The 15,431-nt window shown below is 59.9% G+C and carries 11 protein-coding genes; 7 read left to right on the top strand and 4 right to left on the bottom strand.

Annotation, left to right across the window (positions count from 1 at the left end; all coding sequences use genetic code 11):
* Positions 1–52: 52 nt before the first annotated feature.
* The 3 genes from NL116_RS15305 to NL116_RS15295 all read right to left on the bottom strand — a co-directional run bounded on the left by NL116_RS15305 (position 53) and on the right by NL116_RS15295 (position 4,128).
* Entirely contained in the window at positions 53–1,132 is a 1,080-nt protein-coding gene (locus NL116_RS15305) for an AI-2E family transporter (protein ID WP_494377921.1), read from the bottom strand.
* Between the two features lie 79 nt (positions 1,133–1,211).
* Complete coding sequence (locus NL116_RS15300) at positions 1,212–1,847, bottom strand: response regulator transcription factor (protein WP_494377920.1); 636 nt, start codon at positions 1,845–1,847, stop codon at positions 1,212–1,214.
* Between the two features lie 4 nt (positions 1,848–1,851).
* Positions 1,852–4,128: a PAS domain-containing sensor histidine kinase gene (locus tag NL116_RS15295; protein ID WP_494377919.1), complete on the bottom strand. Its 2,277-nt coding sequence runs from the start codon at positions 4,126–4,128 to the stop codon at positions 1,852–1,854.
* A gap of 230 nt (positions 4,129–4,358) precedes the next feature.
* Here NL116_RS15295 and NL116_RS15290 point away from each other — a divergent pair, with 230 nt between their 5' ends.
* The 6 genes from NL116_RS15290 (at position 4,359) to phaR (ending at position 12,078) form a co-directional block, all read left to right on the top strand.
* Complete coding sequence (locus tag NL116_RS15290) at positions 4,359–5,981, top strand: acyl-CoA synthetase (protein ID WP_494377918.1); 1,623 nt, start codon at positions 4,359–4,361, stop codon at positions 5,979–5,981.
* 121 nt (positions 5,982–6,102) lie between these two features.
* Positions 6,103–6,429 carry a DUF485 domain-containing protein gene (locus tag NL116_RS15285; RefSeq protein WP_494377917.1) on the top strand — a complete coding sequence of 109 codons (327 nt, stop codon included), beginning with the start codon at positions 6,103–6,105 and terminating at the stop codon, positions 6,427–6,429.
* A complete protein-coding gene (locus NL116_RS15280) occupies positions 6,429–8,099 on the top strand; it encodes a cation acetate symporter (protein WP_494377916.1) in 1,671 nt (556 codons plus the stop codon). The genes NL116_RS15285 and NL116_RS15280 overlap by 1 nt, the downstream gene beginning before the upstream one ends.
* 64 nt (positions 8,100–8,163) lie before the next feature.
* Positions 8,164–9,936, top strand: coding sequence for an acyl-CoA dehydrogenase C-terminal domain-containing protein (locus tag NL116_RS15275; RefSeq protein WP_494377915.1), 1,773 nt, complete (start codon positions 8,164–8,166; stop codon positions 9,934–9,936).
* A gap of 127 nt (positions 9,937–10,063) precedes the next feature.
* Entirely contained in the window at positions 10,064–11,332 is a 1,269-nt protein-coding gene (locus NL116_RS15270; RefSeq protein ID WP_494377914.1) for an OprD family porin, read from the top strand.
* A gap of 197 nt (positions 11,333–11,529) precedes the next feature.
* On the top strand, positions 11,530–12,078 hold the full coding sequence (gene phaR / locus NL116_RS15265; RefSeq protein WP_494377913.1) for a polyhydroxyalkanoate synthesis repressor PhaR: 549 nt from the start codon (positions 11,530–11,532) through the stop codon (positions 12,076–12,078).
* A 39-nt stretch (positions 12,079–12,117) separates the two neighbouring features.
* On the opposite strand, the gene phaP is transcribed toward phaR, so the two are convergent.
* Positions 12,118–12,687: a TIGR01841 family phasin gene (phaP, locus tag NL116_RS15260; RefSeq protein ID WP_461958864.1), complete on the bottom strand. Its 570-nt coding sequence runs from the start codon at positions 12,685–12,687 to the stop codon at positions 12,118–12,120.
* 242 nt (positions 12,688–12,929) lie between these two features.
* Between phaP and NL116_RS15255 the strand changes: the two genes are divergently transcribed.
* Positions 12,930–15,410 carry a DUF3141 domain-containing protein gene (locus NL116_RS15255; RefSeq protein ID WP_494377912.1) on the top strand — a complete coding sequence of 827 codons (2,481 nt, stop codon included), beginning with the start codon at positions 12,930–12,932 and terminating at the stop codon, positions 15,408–15,410.
* Positions 15,411–15,431 lie beyond the last annotated feature (21 nt).

Below are 15,431 nucleotides of genomic sequence, written 5' to 3'. Positions count from 1 at the left end.
GCCCGGTGCGGGCAGGTATGGTTTCAACACACCTCCTTACTACCTGAGGATGTCAGACACCCTCAGGTCGATCCTGAACCCACTGCCAGAATAATTGGTAACCCACCGCCAGCACGACCGGCCCGATGAACAGCCCGAGGATGCCGCTGGTGACCATGCCCCCCAGTGCGCCAATCAACACGACCGGCATTGGAACGTCCACACCCCGCCCCAGCAACAGCGGTTTGAGGACGTTGTCCACCAGGCCCGCAACGAACACAAAGACCGAGAAGATAATGGTCCGAGTGTTTGGCCCTTCGGTGGCCATGACATAAGCGATCACCGGCAGCGTAATCAGCGTGGCAGGTAACTGCATGATGCCCAGCAGCAATACGCCGATGGCCAGCAGACCGGCGCCGGGAATGCCTTTGAGCACGAAGCCGATCCCCACGAGCAGCATCTGAATGAAGGCGATGCCGACCACACCGAGCGCAACGGCGCGGATGGTCGCGGTGCACAGCTCGGCGATCTGTGGCCCCTTGTCCGGACCGCTGACGCGCGACGCAATATCCACCGCGCAGCGGCTACCGGCCTCACCATGGGCCATGAAAATACCGGCGATGATCAAGGCGACGATGAACATCAGCAGCCCCATCCCGACGCCGGCGATTTTGCTCAACAGGCCCAGCGTGACGCCTTTTACCTGCGGCAGGTATTTCACCATCAGGTCGGGGAGATCGGTTGAAGCCTGCAGCCATACCGCCGAGACAGATTTACCCACCAGCGGCCAGGCGGCGACCGACTCCGGGGGCGGCGGAATATGGAAACTGCCCTCCTTCACCAGGTCGACAACCTTGGCAACCGACTCCGCAATCGAGGTGCCCAATAGATACACCGGCACCACCAGAATCGCGATGGCAAACACCACCAGTATCGTCGCAGAACGCCCTTCGCTGCGGCCTAGCGACCCCATGAGTCGCAACTGCAACGGATATAGGGTGATCGCGAGGATGATCGACCACAGCATCAGGTCACGAAACGGCCGGAAAATCTCAAAGCAAAACAGCACGAGGATGAAAATCAGCCCGGCACGAATCAGCACATCGAGCATGCTGCGGGTCAACGATTTCTCGGACAGAGGTGTGGGCACCATGGCTGTTTCCTTGTGGTTGCGGCGGTAAAGGCAACGAATCGGTTAACCCAGCATAGACGCGTGTACGAAACGCGAACCATCAACGCAGTTTCAGTGGGTCGACCATCTCCGCTGCGATCGCCATGCCCACCAGGTCCGGCAAGGTATTGGCTTGCATGCGTTTCATCACACGCGAGCGATACAGGTCGACAGTTTTTGCGCTGACGCCCAGTTGCTCCGCTATTTCACGGGTGGTGTAACCCTGTACCAGCGGCAGCAAGACATCGCGTTCGCGTGGGGTCAGCGTCAGCAACCGCGCCTGCAACGCATCGTGACCCTGGCTGCCTGAGCGGTTGGCCGCGCAGTTGGTGAGCGCCTGTTGCACGCTGTCCAGCAGTAATTGCTCGTTGTAGGGTTTCTCAATGAAGTCATGGGCGCCGGCCTTGAAAGCGCGAACCACGATCGGCACATCGGCGTGCCCGCTGACAAAGATGATTGGCAGATTCAGTTCACGTGCACGCATTTCCTCCTGCACGTTCAAACCGCCCATGCCGGGCATGCGAACATCGAGCAGCACGCAGGCATCGAGCGAGGCATCACAAGCATTGAGAAACTCCACGCCACTGGTAAACGGCAAGGCCTTGAGCCCTACCGATTCCAATAACCAGACCGTTGAGTCGAGCATGCCTTGATCGTCGTCGACCACATACACCACGTGCTCCGTCACACTCGCCATTGCGTTATTCCTGTTGTTGTTTTGTTGGGCCGGCCAGCGGCAAACGGCAGCACATCAGCAGCCCGATCGGTTGGCGCAGGGCCAGCAATTCGCCACCAAAACCTTCGATGATGCTGCGGCTCATGGACAAACCAAGTCCCAGGCCATCGGCCTTGCTGGTATAGAACGGGGTAAATATCTGCTCCAGTTCAGGCTCGCTGACGCCCGGTCCCTGGTCTTGCACACTGATTTCCACGGTTGTACCACCGCCCTCCCCCGCGGCCATCACAATCAGTGACGGCTGCCCCGGATGTTGTTCGCGGTTGGCGTCGATGGCATTGCGCAATAGATTGAGCAGCACCTGCTCCAGCAACACCCGGTCGGCATAAACGGGCGGCAGATTATCCGGCAGGCAATCCTCGATTGTCACTTGGCAATTGCTCGCTTCCCAGGCACACAAGCGCACCGCCTCGCGGGCGACGTCGGTGAAATTCAGGGCCTGCATCCGGCGTTGCCCCTTGCGCAGAAACGCGCGCAAACGTCTGATGACTTCTGAAGCATGCGTGGCGTGATGAGTAATGCGCTCCAACCCTTGCGCCACTCGGGCAGCGGCTTGGGGATTGGAATCCAGTGTCTGTAAATAGCGCTGGCTGGCATTGGCATAATTGACCACCGCCGCCAGCGGCTGGTTGATTTCGTGGGCGATGCCCGAGGCCAATTCCCCCAGCGTGACCAACCGCGCGGTGTGCGCCAGTTCGTCTTGATGACGGCGCTGTTGCACCTCACGCAGTTCACGTTCGGTCATGTCCCGCGCCACCAAGGAGTAATAGCGCTCGCCGCCAGCCGAACGATGCGCCAACAGCACCAGCGAAACCGGCACTGAAGTGCCGCCTCCCGGTGGCTGCAATCGCGCATCGGTGCTCCAGACACCGTCGCGTTCGGCGCTGCTCCAGCCATCACGCTGCAGACGTGCCAGGTCGTTGCTGGCGAACAATTGCGCCAAGGCTGGCATCGGTTGTTGCTCGTCGATTCCGAGAATGCGCCGCGCCGCTGGATTGAGGTAAGTGACTTGCCCCTCGGGGTCGATGAACAACACCGGATCGGTGTTGGCTTCGACCACCTCCGCCAGGCGCCGCTTGTTCTCCTCGGCTTGCACCCGAGCGGTGATGTCCCGGGACACGCTGACCACTTCAACCACGGTCCCGGTGTAGGTTTCACGAATCGCCCGGCTCGCGGTTTCGAACCACAGGTAATGCCCGTCTCGATGGCGAATGCGATAGGTCATCGTGTGATAACCATCCTGCTCCAGAGCATCCCGCGCACGCTGCACCAGGCTGGCCAGGTCCTGACCATGGAACAGGCCTTGGGCCATTTGCCCGCGCAACTCTTCCGGCCAGTAGCCGAGCAATGTCCAGGACGCGGGCGAAGCATCCAGAAAGCGCCCGTCTGGAGTGTGTCGGGAAATCAGGTCGGTGGTGTTCTCGATGATCAACCGGTACAGCCGGCGTGCCGTAGCCGCTTCACGTTCGGCCAACACCTGGAGGGTGGCGTCGCGGCAACGGGCGAGTACGCGGTTGTCCTGCGGATCGGGGATAAACGTCCAGATCAGAATCTGTGTTTCGAATTGCGCCTCGACCCCTTCGATGGCGCGTTTCTGGTCCAGGCAGGCGCGCACCAGGACGCGGTGATTGACGGGCAAAAAGCCCAGCACATCGGTCAGCGGTTTTTCAGCCAGCAATGCCAGCAGCGCCCCGTTGAACTCCAGCGGCCGGCCCTGGGCATCGAGCAACAGACTCGGTTGCGGATCGTGACCCAACAGCGGCGAGCCGCGCAGCATGCCATTGACGCTGCTCAGCAAGGTCGTCAGCAAATCCTGGACCCAGCCCAGCCAATCAAGGCTCACGCCGTCGCACACCTCCACCAGCAGCAACCCCGGCAGCCCCGGTTGCAAGGCCAGATCAAACACCTGGCCATGGCTGATAGCGGCCCGACGCAATCGACCGGACAACCAGCAATCGAGTTGCCGCACTTGCGCCAGATCGAGCCGCCCCGCCTCGACCAGTCGATCAAACAGCAATTGATCGCTGGCCAGCGAAGGGTCGCCCAGCCCCGGTGGAAAATGCTGGGCGGCACCCTCGTGGCTGTAAATCCCGGCATTGGGTTGCCAACTCAAATAAACCGCCCGGCGCACCTCGGGACATTCCTGCAACGCACGGCACAACGCATCAGCCCGGGCGGCCAGAGACACACCCTCGCGCTGCAGGCGCAACCAGCTGTGCAATCGAACGGGAGTCAGGGTCATCACAGGTCCGCTTCGTTGGGGAAGCCAAGGATATACCGGCCTTGGCGGTAAGGCTGTATTGATTTAGATCGGCAAGAATCGAATATAGTAGATATCCTATATGCCATAGGTTGTACTTCCATATCTGTAGCTGAATGTTATATAAAGCAGGTCGGACATAAAAGATGCCCTCAGCGGCGACGCTGCAAGGACATCTATAGAGCTAACAATCAGCCACCGAGTACCCGCACATGTCGATCTATGAACAAGGGCTAGGCCCTGCGGCTGTCAACCATATTGCCCTGTCCCCGCTCAGCTTCATCGAGCGCACCGCCAGCGTTTATCCGGACTACCCCGCCGTCATCCATGGCTCTATCCGTCGCACCTGGGCGCAGACCTACACCCGCTGCCGCCGGTTGGCCTCGGCACTGGCCGGTCGCGGCATCGGCAAGAACGACACGGTGGCGGTGATGCTGCCCAACATTCCCGAGATGCTTGAAGTGCACTTCGGCGTGCCGATGGTTGGCGCGGTGCTCAACCCGCTCAACGTGCGTCTGGATGCCGAAGCCATCGCTTTCATGCTGCAGCATGGCGAAGCCAAGGTGCTGATTACCGACCGTGAATTCCATGATGTGATTCACGCGGCGATTGGCATGCTGGATCACCCGCCGCTGGTCATCGACGTCAATGACCTGGAATACGGCGAAGGCAAGGCGGTCAGCGATCTGGATTATGAAGCGCTGTTGGCCGAAGGCGATCCAGCCTTTGCCTGGCAGTGGCCGGCGAACGAATGGCAAGCCATCTCGCTGAACTACACCTCAGGCACCACCGGCAACCCCAAAGGCGTGGTTTACCACCATCGCGGTGCTTATCTGAACTCGTTGGGCAACCAGATGACCTGGGCCATGGGCAACCATCCTGTGTACCTCTGGACCCTGCCGATGTTCCATTGCAACGGTTGGTGCTACCCGTGGATTATCACCGCCATGGCCGGTGTTCATGTGTTCTTGCGCCGTGTTGATCCGCAAAAAATCCTCACGCTGATCCGCGAGCATCAGGTCACCCATCTGTGCGCTGCGCCGATCGTGCTCAACGCCCTGGTCAACATGCCAGAGTCGGCTAAAGCCGCGATTGATCACCCGGTCAACGCGATGGTCGCCGGTGCCGCGCCACCGGCCAAAGTCATCGGTGCCGTGGAAGAAATGGGCATCAAGGTCACCCACGTGTATGGGCTGACCGAAACCTATGGCCCGGTGACGCTCTGCGCCTGGCATGCCGAATGGGATGAGTTGCCGCTCGACGAACGGGCGCAAATCAAATCCCGTCAGGGCGTGCGCTATCCGACGCTCGAAGGCGTGATGGTCGGCGACTCCAAGACACTGGAGCCGACTCCGCGAGACGGTCAGACCATCGGTGAGATCTTCATGCGCGGCAACACCGTGATGAAGGGTTACCTGAAGAACCCGACCGCCACGGCCGAAGCGTTCGAAGGCGGCTGGTTCCATACCGGCGACCTGGCGGTGTGTCATCCGAACGGGTATGTCGAGATCAAGGACCGACTCAAGGACATCATCATTTCCGGCGGCGAGAACATTTCCACCATCGAACTGGAGGGTGTGCTCTATCGCCATCCAGCCGTCATGGAAGCGGCTGTCGTCGCCCGTCCTGATGAGAAGTGGGGTGAAACGCCCTGCGCCTTTATCACGTTGAAGGCTGATCACCAGGACGTTCGCGAGGCCGACATCCTCAGTTTCTGCCGCGAGCATCTGGCCGGCTTCAAAGTGCCGCGCACGGTGGTTTTCACCCTGCTGCCGAAGACTTCAACCGGCAAGATCCAGAAGTACGTGCTGCGCGACCGGGCCAAGGCGCTCTAACCGAACCAACGCTGTACCCGCCAGGCGGCAGGTGTTCTACCTGCCGCCTCGGGTTCGTGCACGCCGAATTCAGCCCAGCGACATCCCAAACATCGATAACAAAAACAATGTGGAGCCACCCATGATCGACATCCATTCAACCGATACCCAACGCTGTGAACGCATTCGGAGCAACCCGAAATTCCTTCAATTGGTGAACAGCCGTTCGCGCCTGGCCTGGTCGTTAAGCGCCGCCGTGCTGGGCACTTATTACCTGTTCATGCTGGTGGTGGCGTTCGCCCCGCAGTGGTTGCATGCACCGCTGGGCGAACATCGGATGTTGACGTTAGGCATGCCGGTTGGCGCGGCGATCATCATTTTTTCCTGGCTGCTGACCGGTTTGTACGTCTACCGCGCCAACACCCGTTTCGATGCACTGGGCGCCGCCATTCTCGAGGAGAGCAAGTGATGACTCTCCTCCGTAAACTTATTCTCGCCGCTGCCGGGCTGTTGCCGGCCTCCGTTGTATTGGCTGCGCCTGCGCTGGGTGCCGTCGAAAAACAACCGCTGAACCTGCATGCAATCGGCATGTTTTTTGTGTTCGTCCTCGGCACGCTGGCCATCACCTGGTGGGCCGCGCGACAAACCAAATCCACGTCTGACTTCTACACCGCAGGCGGTGGCATTACCGGGTTCCAGAACGGTCTGGCGATTGCCGGCGACTACATGTCCGCCGCCACACTGCTGGGGCTGTCCAGCCTGGTGTTCGCCAAGGGCTACGACGGCTTCATTTATACCATCGGCTTCTTCGTCGGCTGGCCGATCATCACCTTCCTGATGGCCGAGCGCTTGCGCAATCTGGGGCGCTACACCTTTGCCGACATCGTGTCCTATCGACTGGACCAGAACAAAGTGCGGATCGTCGCCGCGTTTGGCTCGTTGACGGTGGTGTGCTGCTACCTGATCGTGCAGATGGTCGGTGCCGGTCAGTTGATCAAATTGCTGTTCGGCCTCGACTACCCGGTGGCCGTGGTGATCGTCGGCGCGCTGATGCTGGTATACGTGATTTTCGGCGGCATGATCGCCACCACCTGGGTGCAGATCATCAAGGCTGTGTTGCTGCTTGCCGGCGGCACGACCCTCGCGTTCATGGCCATGTCGCAATTCGGCTTCAGCTACGAAACCCTGGCCACCAAAGCCGTCGAAGCCCACGCCAGCGGCTGGAACATCATGGGCCCTGGCTCAATGCTCGCCGACCCGATCAACACCGCTTCTATGTCGCTGGGCCTGGTGTTCGGGATTGCCGGCCTGCCGCACATCCTGATGCGTTTCTTCACCGTGCCTAACGCCAAGGAAGCGCGTAAGTCGGTGTTCTACGCCACCGGTTTCATCGGTTTCTTCTTCCTTGTTGTCTGCACCCTGGGTTTTGCCGCGATGGTCATCATCGGCACCGACCCGCAGTACTACGTCAATGGTGAAGTCGGCGGCGCCTTGATTGGCGGCGGCAACATGGTCGCCATGCACCTGGCCAAAGCAGTGGGCGGCAACCTGTTCTTCGGTTTCCTCTCGGCAGTGGCCTTCGCCACCATTCTGGCGGTGGTCTCCGGTCTGGCCCTGGCCGGGGCTTCGGCGATATCCCACGATCTCTATGCCACGGTGTTCAAAAAAGGCAAAGCCAGCCAGAAACAGGAAATGCGCGTGACCCGCATGGCCACTGTCGGCCTGGGCATCGTCGCTATTCTGCTGGGCATTCTGTTCGAGAAAATGAACGTCGCGTTCCTGGTGGGCCTGACCTTCGGCATCGCCGCGTCGACCAACTTCCCGGTGCTGATCATGGCCATGTACTGGAAAGGCCTGACCACCAAAGGCGCGATCATCGGCGGTTTCGCCGGCCTGACCTGCGCGCTGGTGCTGGTGATCCTCTCGCCAGCCGTCTGGGTCACCGTGCTCGGCCATGCTCATGCAATTTTCCCGTACGACCACCCTGCGCTGTTCTCCATGCCGCTGGCGTTCCTGGTGATCGTCGTGGTGTCGAAACTGGACCGCAGCGTGCGGGCCGACAAGGAGCGTGACGCTTACGCCGACCAGTTCGTTCGCGCCCAGACCGGCCTCGGTGCTGCCAGCGCTTCCGCCCATTGATAGAAAGGGCACGGCCTGCTCCAGCGGCGCCGTGCCCATCGCACAACCTTTTGAGGTCTACGTTATGCCCGAATTCAACGCCCCGCTGCGCGACATGCGCTTTGTGCTGCATGAAGTGTTCGACGCCCCGGCCCTGTGGGCACGCCTGCCAGCTCTGGCCGACAATGTCGACGCCGCCACGGCAGACGCCATTCTTGAGGAGGCGGCCAAAGTCACCTCGCACCTGATTGCGCCATTGAATCGCAGCGGCGACGAGGAAGGCGCCCAGTGGGTCGATGGCCAGGTCAGCACGCCAATCGGTTTCAAACAGGCTTATGCCACCTACATCGAAGGCGGCTGGGTGGGTCTTTCCGGTAACGCCGATTTCGGCGGCATGGGCATGCCGAAGATGCTCGCCGTGCAGTTCGAAGAAATGCTCTACGGCGCCAACTCAAGCTTTGCACTCTATTCAGCGTTGAGTTCCGGTGCCTGCCTGGCACTGGATGCCCACGCCAGTGACACCTTGAAAAACCTCTATCTGCCGCCGATGTACGAAGGCCGCTGGGCCGGCTCCATGTGCCTGACCGAAGCTCACGCCGGCACCGATCTGGGGATCATCCGCACCCGCGCCGAACCTCAGGCCGACGGCAGTTTCAGCATCACCGGCAGCAAGATCTTCATCACCGGTGGCGATCAGGACCTGACCGAAAACATCGTCCATCTGGTGCTGGCCAAACTGCCGGACGCACCGGCGGGGCCGAAAGGCATCTCGCTGTTCGTCGTGCCCAAAGTGCTGGTCAATGCCGACGGTTCCCTCGGCGATGCCAACGCCGTGAGTTGCGGTTCGATCGAACACAAGATGGGTATCAAAGCTTCGGCCACCTGCGTGATGAACTTTGACGGCGCCAGCGGCTGGCTGGTCGGCGAAGCCAACAAAGGTTTGGCGGCGATGTTCACCATGATGAACTACGAGCGCTTGTCCATCGGCATTCAAGGCATTGGCTGCGCCGAAGCGTCCTATCAGAGTGCTGTCGCCTATGCACGCGAACGTGTGCAGAGCCGCGCGCCGACGGGTGCCGTTGCTCCGGACAAAGTGGCCGACCCGATCATCGTTCACCCCGACGTGCGCCGCATGCTGCTGAGCATGAAAGCCATGACTGAAGGTGGCCGTGCGTTTGCCAGCTATGTCGGGCAGCAACTGGACCTGGCGAAGTTTTCCGATGACGCCAAGGAACGCGACGGCGCGCAAACCCTGGTTGCGCTGCTCACTCCGGTGGCCAAGGCGTTCTTCACCGACACCGGCCTCGAAAGCTGCATCAACGGCCAACAAGTGTTCGGCGGCCACGGCTACATCCGCGAATGGGGCCAGGAACAATTGGTCCGTGACGTGCGCATCGCGCAGATCTACGAAGGCACCAACGGCATTCAGGCCCTGGACCTGCTCGGACGCAAGGTGCTCGCCGACAAAGGCTTCGCGCTGCGCCAGTTCACCGGTGAGATTCGTCATTTCGCCCATCAGCCTGACGCGCCCTATTGCGCTCAACTGTTCGATGCCGTGCAGCGTCTGGAAGACCTGAGCGACTGGCTACAGGATCAGGCCGCGACCAACCGCAACGAAGTCGGCGCCGCTTCGGTGGAGTATTTGCACCTGTTCGGTTACGTCGCCTACGCCTGGCTTTGGGCGCGAATGGCACAGGTTGCCAAGCAAAAGCTGCACGAAGACGAAGGGTTTTATGGCGCGAAAATCGCCACCGCCGACTTCTATATCCATCGCCTGCTGCCACGCATTTTGAGTCTGGAGCAATCCATCCGCGCGGGCAGTGCCTCCTTGTTTGGCCTGAGCGCCGAACAGTTCTAACGATTGAACCTTGCGCGGCGTCACGCTCCTCTCTTTTGGCGTTCGCGTTTTTTATTGATAAGCCCTTGCCCAACTGGCAAGTGCCGCGGGACCTGTCTTTCCATAATAAAAACAAAGGGGCTTCACCATGGACCGCAACACCCGCATCCTCGCTACCCGACTGTTGCTGGCCGGCGGCGTCATCAGCCTCTCGGCCCCCGCCGCTGCTGACTTTGTCAAAGACAGCAAGGCCAGCCTTGAGCTGCGCAACTACTATTTCAACCGTGACTATCGCCAGGTCAACGCCGCCCAATCCAAACAAGAGGAATGGGCCCAGGGTTTCCTGTTGCGCTATGAATCGGGATTCACCGAAGGGTTGATTGGCGTGGGGTTCGATGCGATCGGACTGGTCGGCGTCAAGCTCGATTCCAGCCCTGATCGCGCAGGCTCCGGTCTGCTCAAACGGCACCGCGACACGAGCAAAGGTGCGCAGGACGAGTACGGCGAACTGGGACTGACCGCCAAAGTGCGTGCCTCAAAAAGTACGCTGAAACTCGGCACGTTGCTGCCGAAACTGCCGACGGTATTGGCCAACGATTCACGGCTGTTGCCACAAACCTTCAAGGGCGGTCAGTTGACCTCGCTGGAGATTGAAGGCTTGTCCGTGGATGCCGGGCGGCTGACCCAAGTCAATCAACGTGACTCCTCGGACTACGAGGACATGAGCATCACCCGGACTGGAGCCAAGGGCATCACTGCGCGGCATCTCGACAGCGACAACTTTGATTTCGCCAGCCTGAACTACAAATGGACCAGCAACCTCGCCACCGGCTACAGCTACGGTCACCTCGACAATTTCTACAGCCAGCACCTGGTGAACCTGACCTACGTGATGCCGGTGACGACGGGACAATCGTTCAAGACGGATCTGCGGTTCGCCCGTTCCACGGATGATGGTGGCAGCAATGTCGACAACAACGCGATTGGCGCGATGTTCACCTACAGCCTCGGCGGGCATGCGTTGGGCCTCGGTTATCAAGGCATGAGCGGCGACACCGGCTACGCCTACATCAACGGCACCGATGCATTTCTGGTCAACTTCGTGCAGATCGGTGACTTCGCCAGCAAGGACGAAAAGTCCTGGCAGGCGCGTTACGACTACAACTTTGCGGCCATGGGCGTGCCAGGGCTGACCTTCATGACGCGCTATATCACTGGCGACAATATCGATCTGGGCGGCAATCGCCCGGAAGGCAAGGAATGGGAGCGTGATACCGACATTGGGTATGTGGTGCAGAGCGGTCCGCTGAAGAATGTCGGGGTGAAATGGCGTAATGCGACCGTGCGTTCGACCAACTTCGGCAGTGATCTGGATGAGAATCGCTTGATTGTCAGCTACACCTTGCCGATCTGGTAAGACTGCATAACGGCCACCACCGCTTCGCCAGCAAGCCGGCTCCTACAAGGTTTGTGTCGTTCATAAAACATCGGCACAGCCCGATTCTGCAGGAGCCGGCTTGCTGGCGAAGGGGCCTTCAATGACACCAGGAATGTCGGCCCCGACCTCTCCCTCTCCCCGACACCATCCCGCGGCAGTGGCCATAGTAGGTTAAGATGCCTGCAAAACCAGGCCGCCGCGAGACGCCCCGCATGACTGATACTATCCCCCGCCTGATCAAGAAATACCCCAATCGCCGACTCTATGACACCCACACCAGCAGTCATCTGACGCTGGCGGACGTGCGCCAACTGGTCGTCGATAAAGTTGCGTTTCAGGTGGTCGATGCCAAGAGCGGCGAAGACCTGACACGCAGCATCCTGCTGCAAGTGATCCTGGAAGCCGAGAGCGGCGGTGAGCCGATCTTCACCAGCGAGATGCTCATGGGGATTATCCAGTTCTACGGTCCGTACCAGGGGGTGCTCGGCAGCTACCTGGACAAAAGCATCCAGACCGTCATCGACATCCAGTCGCAAACCGGCGCGCAGTCGTCCGAAGCCTGGAGCGACTTCATGCATCAACAAGCCCCGGTCATGCAGGACCTGATGCGTCAGTATGTCGACCAGTCCAAGGCTTTGTACCTCAATACCCAGAACCTGTTCGGCATGTTTGGCGCCAAGCCCGGCACCGATAACGGGCCGAAAAAAAATGGCGATGGGGAATAAACCCATCACCATTTTTTTGTGCCGCTGGCCTGAAATGACTTACTTGTTACCGCTGGTAGCCTTGGCGCTCGCTTCTGGCGCCGCTTTGGTGGCGGCGGCAGTGGCGGCGTCAAAATTGCTCTGAGCCACATCGGAAGCCTGTTTCACAGCTTTCTGAGCGCTTTCAAACACCGTACCGGCATTCGCCAGGCCCGACTTGAACGCAGCCACGACAGGCTCGGAGCCGGCCGGTGCATTCTTGCTGATCGCTTCAACAAACTCATTGACCTGCTGAGTGCCCGCCTCGACCTGACTCGACGTCAGTTTGGCGATGTCCGACTGCGTGCCCACGATCAGCGCTTGAACCTGACGATTGAACTCGGCCAGACGTTCGGTCTGCGCACTCGGCTGGGTGAACGACGCCTGCAAATCGGCAAAACCTTGTGGATCACGGACGGCCAGCAGCTTGCGCACGCCTTCGAAGTGTTCTTCGGTGGAGTCGCGCAGTGCCTTGAACTGCAACTGGCTCAGCTGTTCCACGCTGGCGAAGACTTTGCCGCTGATCTGCTGCAAAAGATCGAGGTTGGCTTTCTGAGCGGTTTGCAGTTTTTCCGAATTGAAAAAAGACATGCTGAATCTCCTGGTACTGGAAGGCCCGGATGGACCAGAGGACGCGATAGCGATCCTGCCAGACATCGCGCCAGCCTTGATATTGCAGTGCACAAAACTATTTGGCAACGGCTATTTTGTGCAGCGCACAATAAAGTTCGCTTCCTTGACCGTTATTCCCTATACACTCGTGAAAATCGAACGGCCGGCTTGGCTGCTATCAGTCAGGGCAACGTTCCCACGCATGGCGTCAGGAGATTACGATGGGGCAGGAAGAAAATATTGCGCTGCAAGATGACAGGCTTTCGACTCCGTCCGGTTTGTTCGAGCACCTGAACCATCTGCAGCGCCTCAACACCCGCAACGTTCTTGACGCCGTGCAACGGCGGCAGGCCAAAACCTACGCACCTTCACGCCTTGAACAACTCAGGCAGCCGACCGTCGCTGACTGGCAGGAATACTTCACCGACCTTGGCCAACGCAGCGTGCTGTTCTGGGACACCTTGCGTCAGCGCGGCGATAACACCCTGGCCCACGAACGTGCCGGATATCCGCTGCTGCTCAAGTTCAATCATGAAACGCTGATCGTCGGCGAAGACCTGCCCCGCCCGGTCAACTACTCGCTGCCGCAGATCCTCCCGGGCACCGGGCAACAACTCGACAGCCAAAAGCAGCCGGTGATCATCATTGACCCGCGCGGCGGCCACGGTTCGGGAATTGGCGGTTTCAAACAGGATTCGGTCATCGGCGAAAGCCTGCGCGCCGGCCACCCGACCTACTTCATCTCGTTCAGCCATTCGCCGCGACCAGGGCAAACCCTGGCGGACATCGTTGAAGCCCAGGCTCGGTTTATCGAAGAGGTCAGCGCGCGACATCCCGTCAGCACCAAACCCGTGGTGATCGGCAACTGCCAGGCCGGCTGGGCCTTGATGGGCCTGGCGGCGACCCGCCCGGAACTGCCAGGGCTGATCATCGTCAATGGCGCGCCTTTGTCGTACTGGGCGGGCGTCAATGGGCGCAATCCGATGCGCTATACCGGCGGTTTGCTGGGCGGCGGCTGGATGGCACGCCTGGGCAGCGACCTGGGCAATGACCGTTTCGACGGCACCTGGCTGGTAAGCAATTTCGAAAGCCTCGACCCGGCCAACACCTGGTGGGGCAAGTACTACCACCTGTTCAGCGAAGTCGATAGCGAGGCCCCACGCTTCCTGGATTTCGAACGCTGGTGGGGCAGCCCTACCCTGCTCAATGGCGAAGAGATCGAGATGATTGTCGATGACCTGTTCATCGGCAATCAGTTGTCCGGCGGCCTCGGGCGCAAGAGCAGCGGGCTTGACCTCAAACGCATTGAAGTGCCGGTGGTGGTGTTCTGTTCCTATGGCGACAACATCACTTCGCCGCAGCAGGCACTGGACTGGATCACCGACGTCTATCCCAGCGATCTCGCCCTGCAAAATGCTGGTCGCACCATCGTTTACCTGCGGCACGCGAGCATCGGTCATCTGGGCATTTTTGTGTCGGGTGAGGTGGCGCGGCGTGAACACCGTGAGTTGCTGGGCGCCGTCGACGCAATCAACGAACTGCCGGGCGGGCTCTATGAAATGCTCATCGAGGACCTGCCGGCCCCTTCGAAAACGCCCTATGCCGTACGTTTTGAGCGACGACGTATTGCCGATATCCACGGTGACGTGCAGGCTCCCCGTGACGACGATCGCGAATTCGCGCTGGTCGAGCGTGCCTCTGATTTCAACAACACGCTTTACGACGGATTTGTACGGCCGTGGTTGCGTCAGTTGATCAACGAGCCGACCGCCGAGCTCATACGCAAGTCCCACCCGTTCCACCAGCAGCAGGTCCTATGGAACAGTTTGAACCCGGCACTCTGGTGGCTGCCAGGCAGCGCCGCCCATGTGAGCAAGGATCGACACCCGGCAAGCCCGTCCAATCCATTGCTGGCTTGGCAGGCCTTGTTTTCCAACCAGATACAGGATGCCTTGAACGGCTATCGGGACCTGCGTGATGCTGCTCAGGAAATGAGTTTTTACGGCGTGTATGGCGTGCTCAACAGCCTCACCGGCAATGCATCGGCACGCAATCTCCAGGCGCATGCCGAGCAGCACGATAAAGTCCTGATCCAACGCCTTCAGGACGCCCTGCCCCTGGGCGGCTTGATGGAGGCCTTGATCCGGATCCTGTTCCTGCTGGGCCGCGACAGTGATGAACCGAACAAGCAAGGCGTCGAGAAACTGATCCTTCAATTACAGGTGCTGCTGCAGGACTACAGTGCCGAGCCGCTGGACCTGCGCGAAACCCTGCGCCTGCAAAAACTGTTGGTCGCCACCCACCCGGAGGAAAGCCTGCACAGCTTGCCCCTGATGCTGGCCGAGGTCGAAGAACGCCAGCAGGTACTGGCGGCCGTTGTAAATCTGCTGCCGGAACTGCTGACCAGCGGCGCAGACAACCCGTTCTGGTGTGAGCTTCACACGCTGCTCGATGTGCCGCTGCCGGGTTTCAGCCTGACTCAACCTCCGGGTAAAGCCGATGTTGTCGAGGAGAAAGCCCCGGCGGCGACCCCGGAGCCGATCAAGGAAAAAGTCCCGGTAGTCGCACCTGCGCCAAAACAAACCAAACCAGTCGCGCAAAACATTGCAGTAGCGCCCACCGCTCCAGTGACCAAGGCAGCCACTCCCGCGTGCAAACCTGCCAGAGGCAATAAAAGCGTTAAAAAACCACCGATGAAATAACCCCGGACCGCTGAAGAACAC

The sequence above is a fragment of the Pseudomonas sp. FBCC-B1667 genome (assembly GCF_059133255.1).
This window is presented reverse-complemented; position numbering and strand designations above follow the sequence as displayed.

Bases quoted from the DNA above. Each gene is read 5' to 3' on its own strand.
- NL116_RS15300 (WP_494377920.1), bottom strand. From the start codon at position 1,847: ATGGCGAGTGTGACGGAGCACGTGGTGTATGTGGTCGACGACGATCAA.
- NL116_RS15290 (WP_494377918.1), top strand. From the start codon at position 4,359: ATGTCGATCTATGAACAAGGGCTAGGCCCTGCGGCTGTCAACCATATT.
- NL116_RS15280 (WP_494377916.1), top strand. From the start codon at position 6,429: ATGACTCTCCTCCGTAAACTTATTCTCGCCGCTGCCGGGCTGTTGCCG.
- NL116_RS15295 (WP_494377919.1), bottom strand. From the start codon at position 4,128: ATGACCCTGACTCCCGTTCGATTGCACAGCTGGTTGCGCCTGCAGCGC.
- NL116_RS15285 (WP_494377917.1), top strand. From the start codon at position 6,103: ATGATCGACATCCATTCAACCGATACCCAACGCTGTGAACGCATTCGG.
- NL116_RS15305 (WP_494377921.1), bottom strand. From the start codon at position 1,132: ATGGTGCCCACACCTCTGTCCGAGAAATCGTTGACCCGCAGCATGCTC.
- NL116_RS15275 (WP_494377915.1), top strand. From the start codon at position 8,164: ATGCCCGAATTCAACGCCCCGCTGCGCGACATGCGCTTTGTGCTGCAT.
- NL116_RS15255 (WP_494377912.1), top strand. From the start codon at position 12,930: ATGGGGCAGGAAGAAAATATTGCGCTGCAAGATGACAGGCTTTCGACT.
- phaR (WP_494377913.1), top strand. From the start codon at position 11,530: ATGCCTGCAAAACCAGGCCGCCGCGAGACGCCCCGCATGACTGATACT.
- NL116_RS15270 (WP_494377914.1), top strand. From the start codon at position 10,064: ATGGACCGCAACACCCGCATCCTCGCTACCCGACTGTTGCTGGCCGGC.
- phaP (WP_461958864.1), bottom strand. From the start codon at position 12,687: ATGTCTTTTTTCAATTCGGAAAAACTGCAAACCGCTCAGAAAGCCAAC.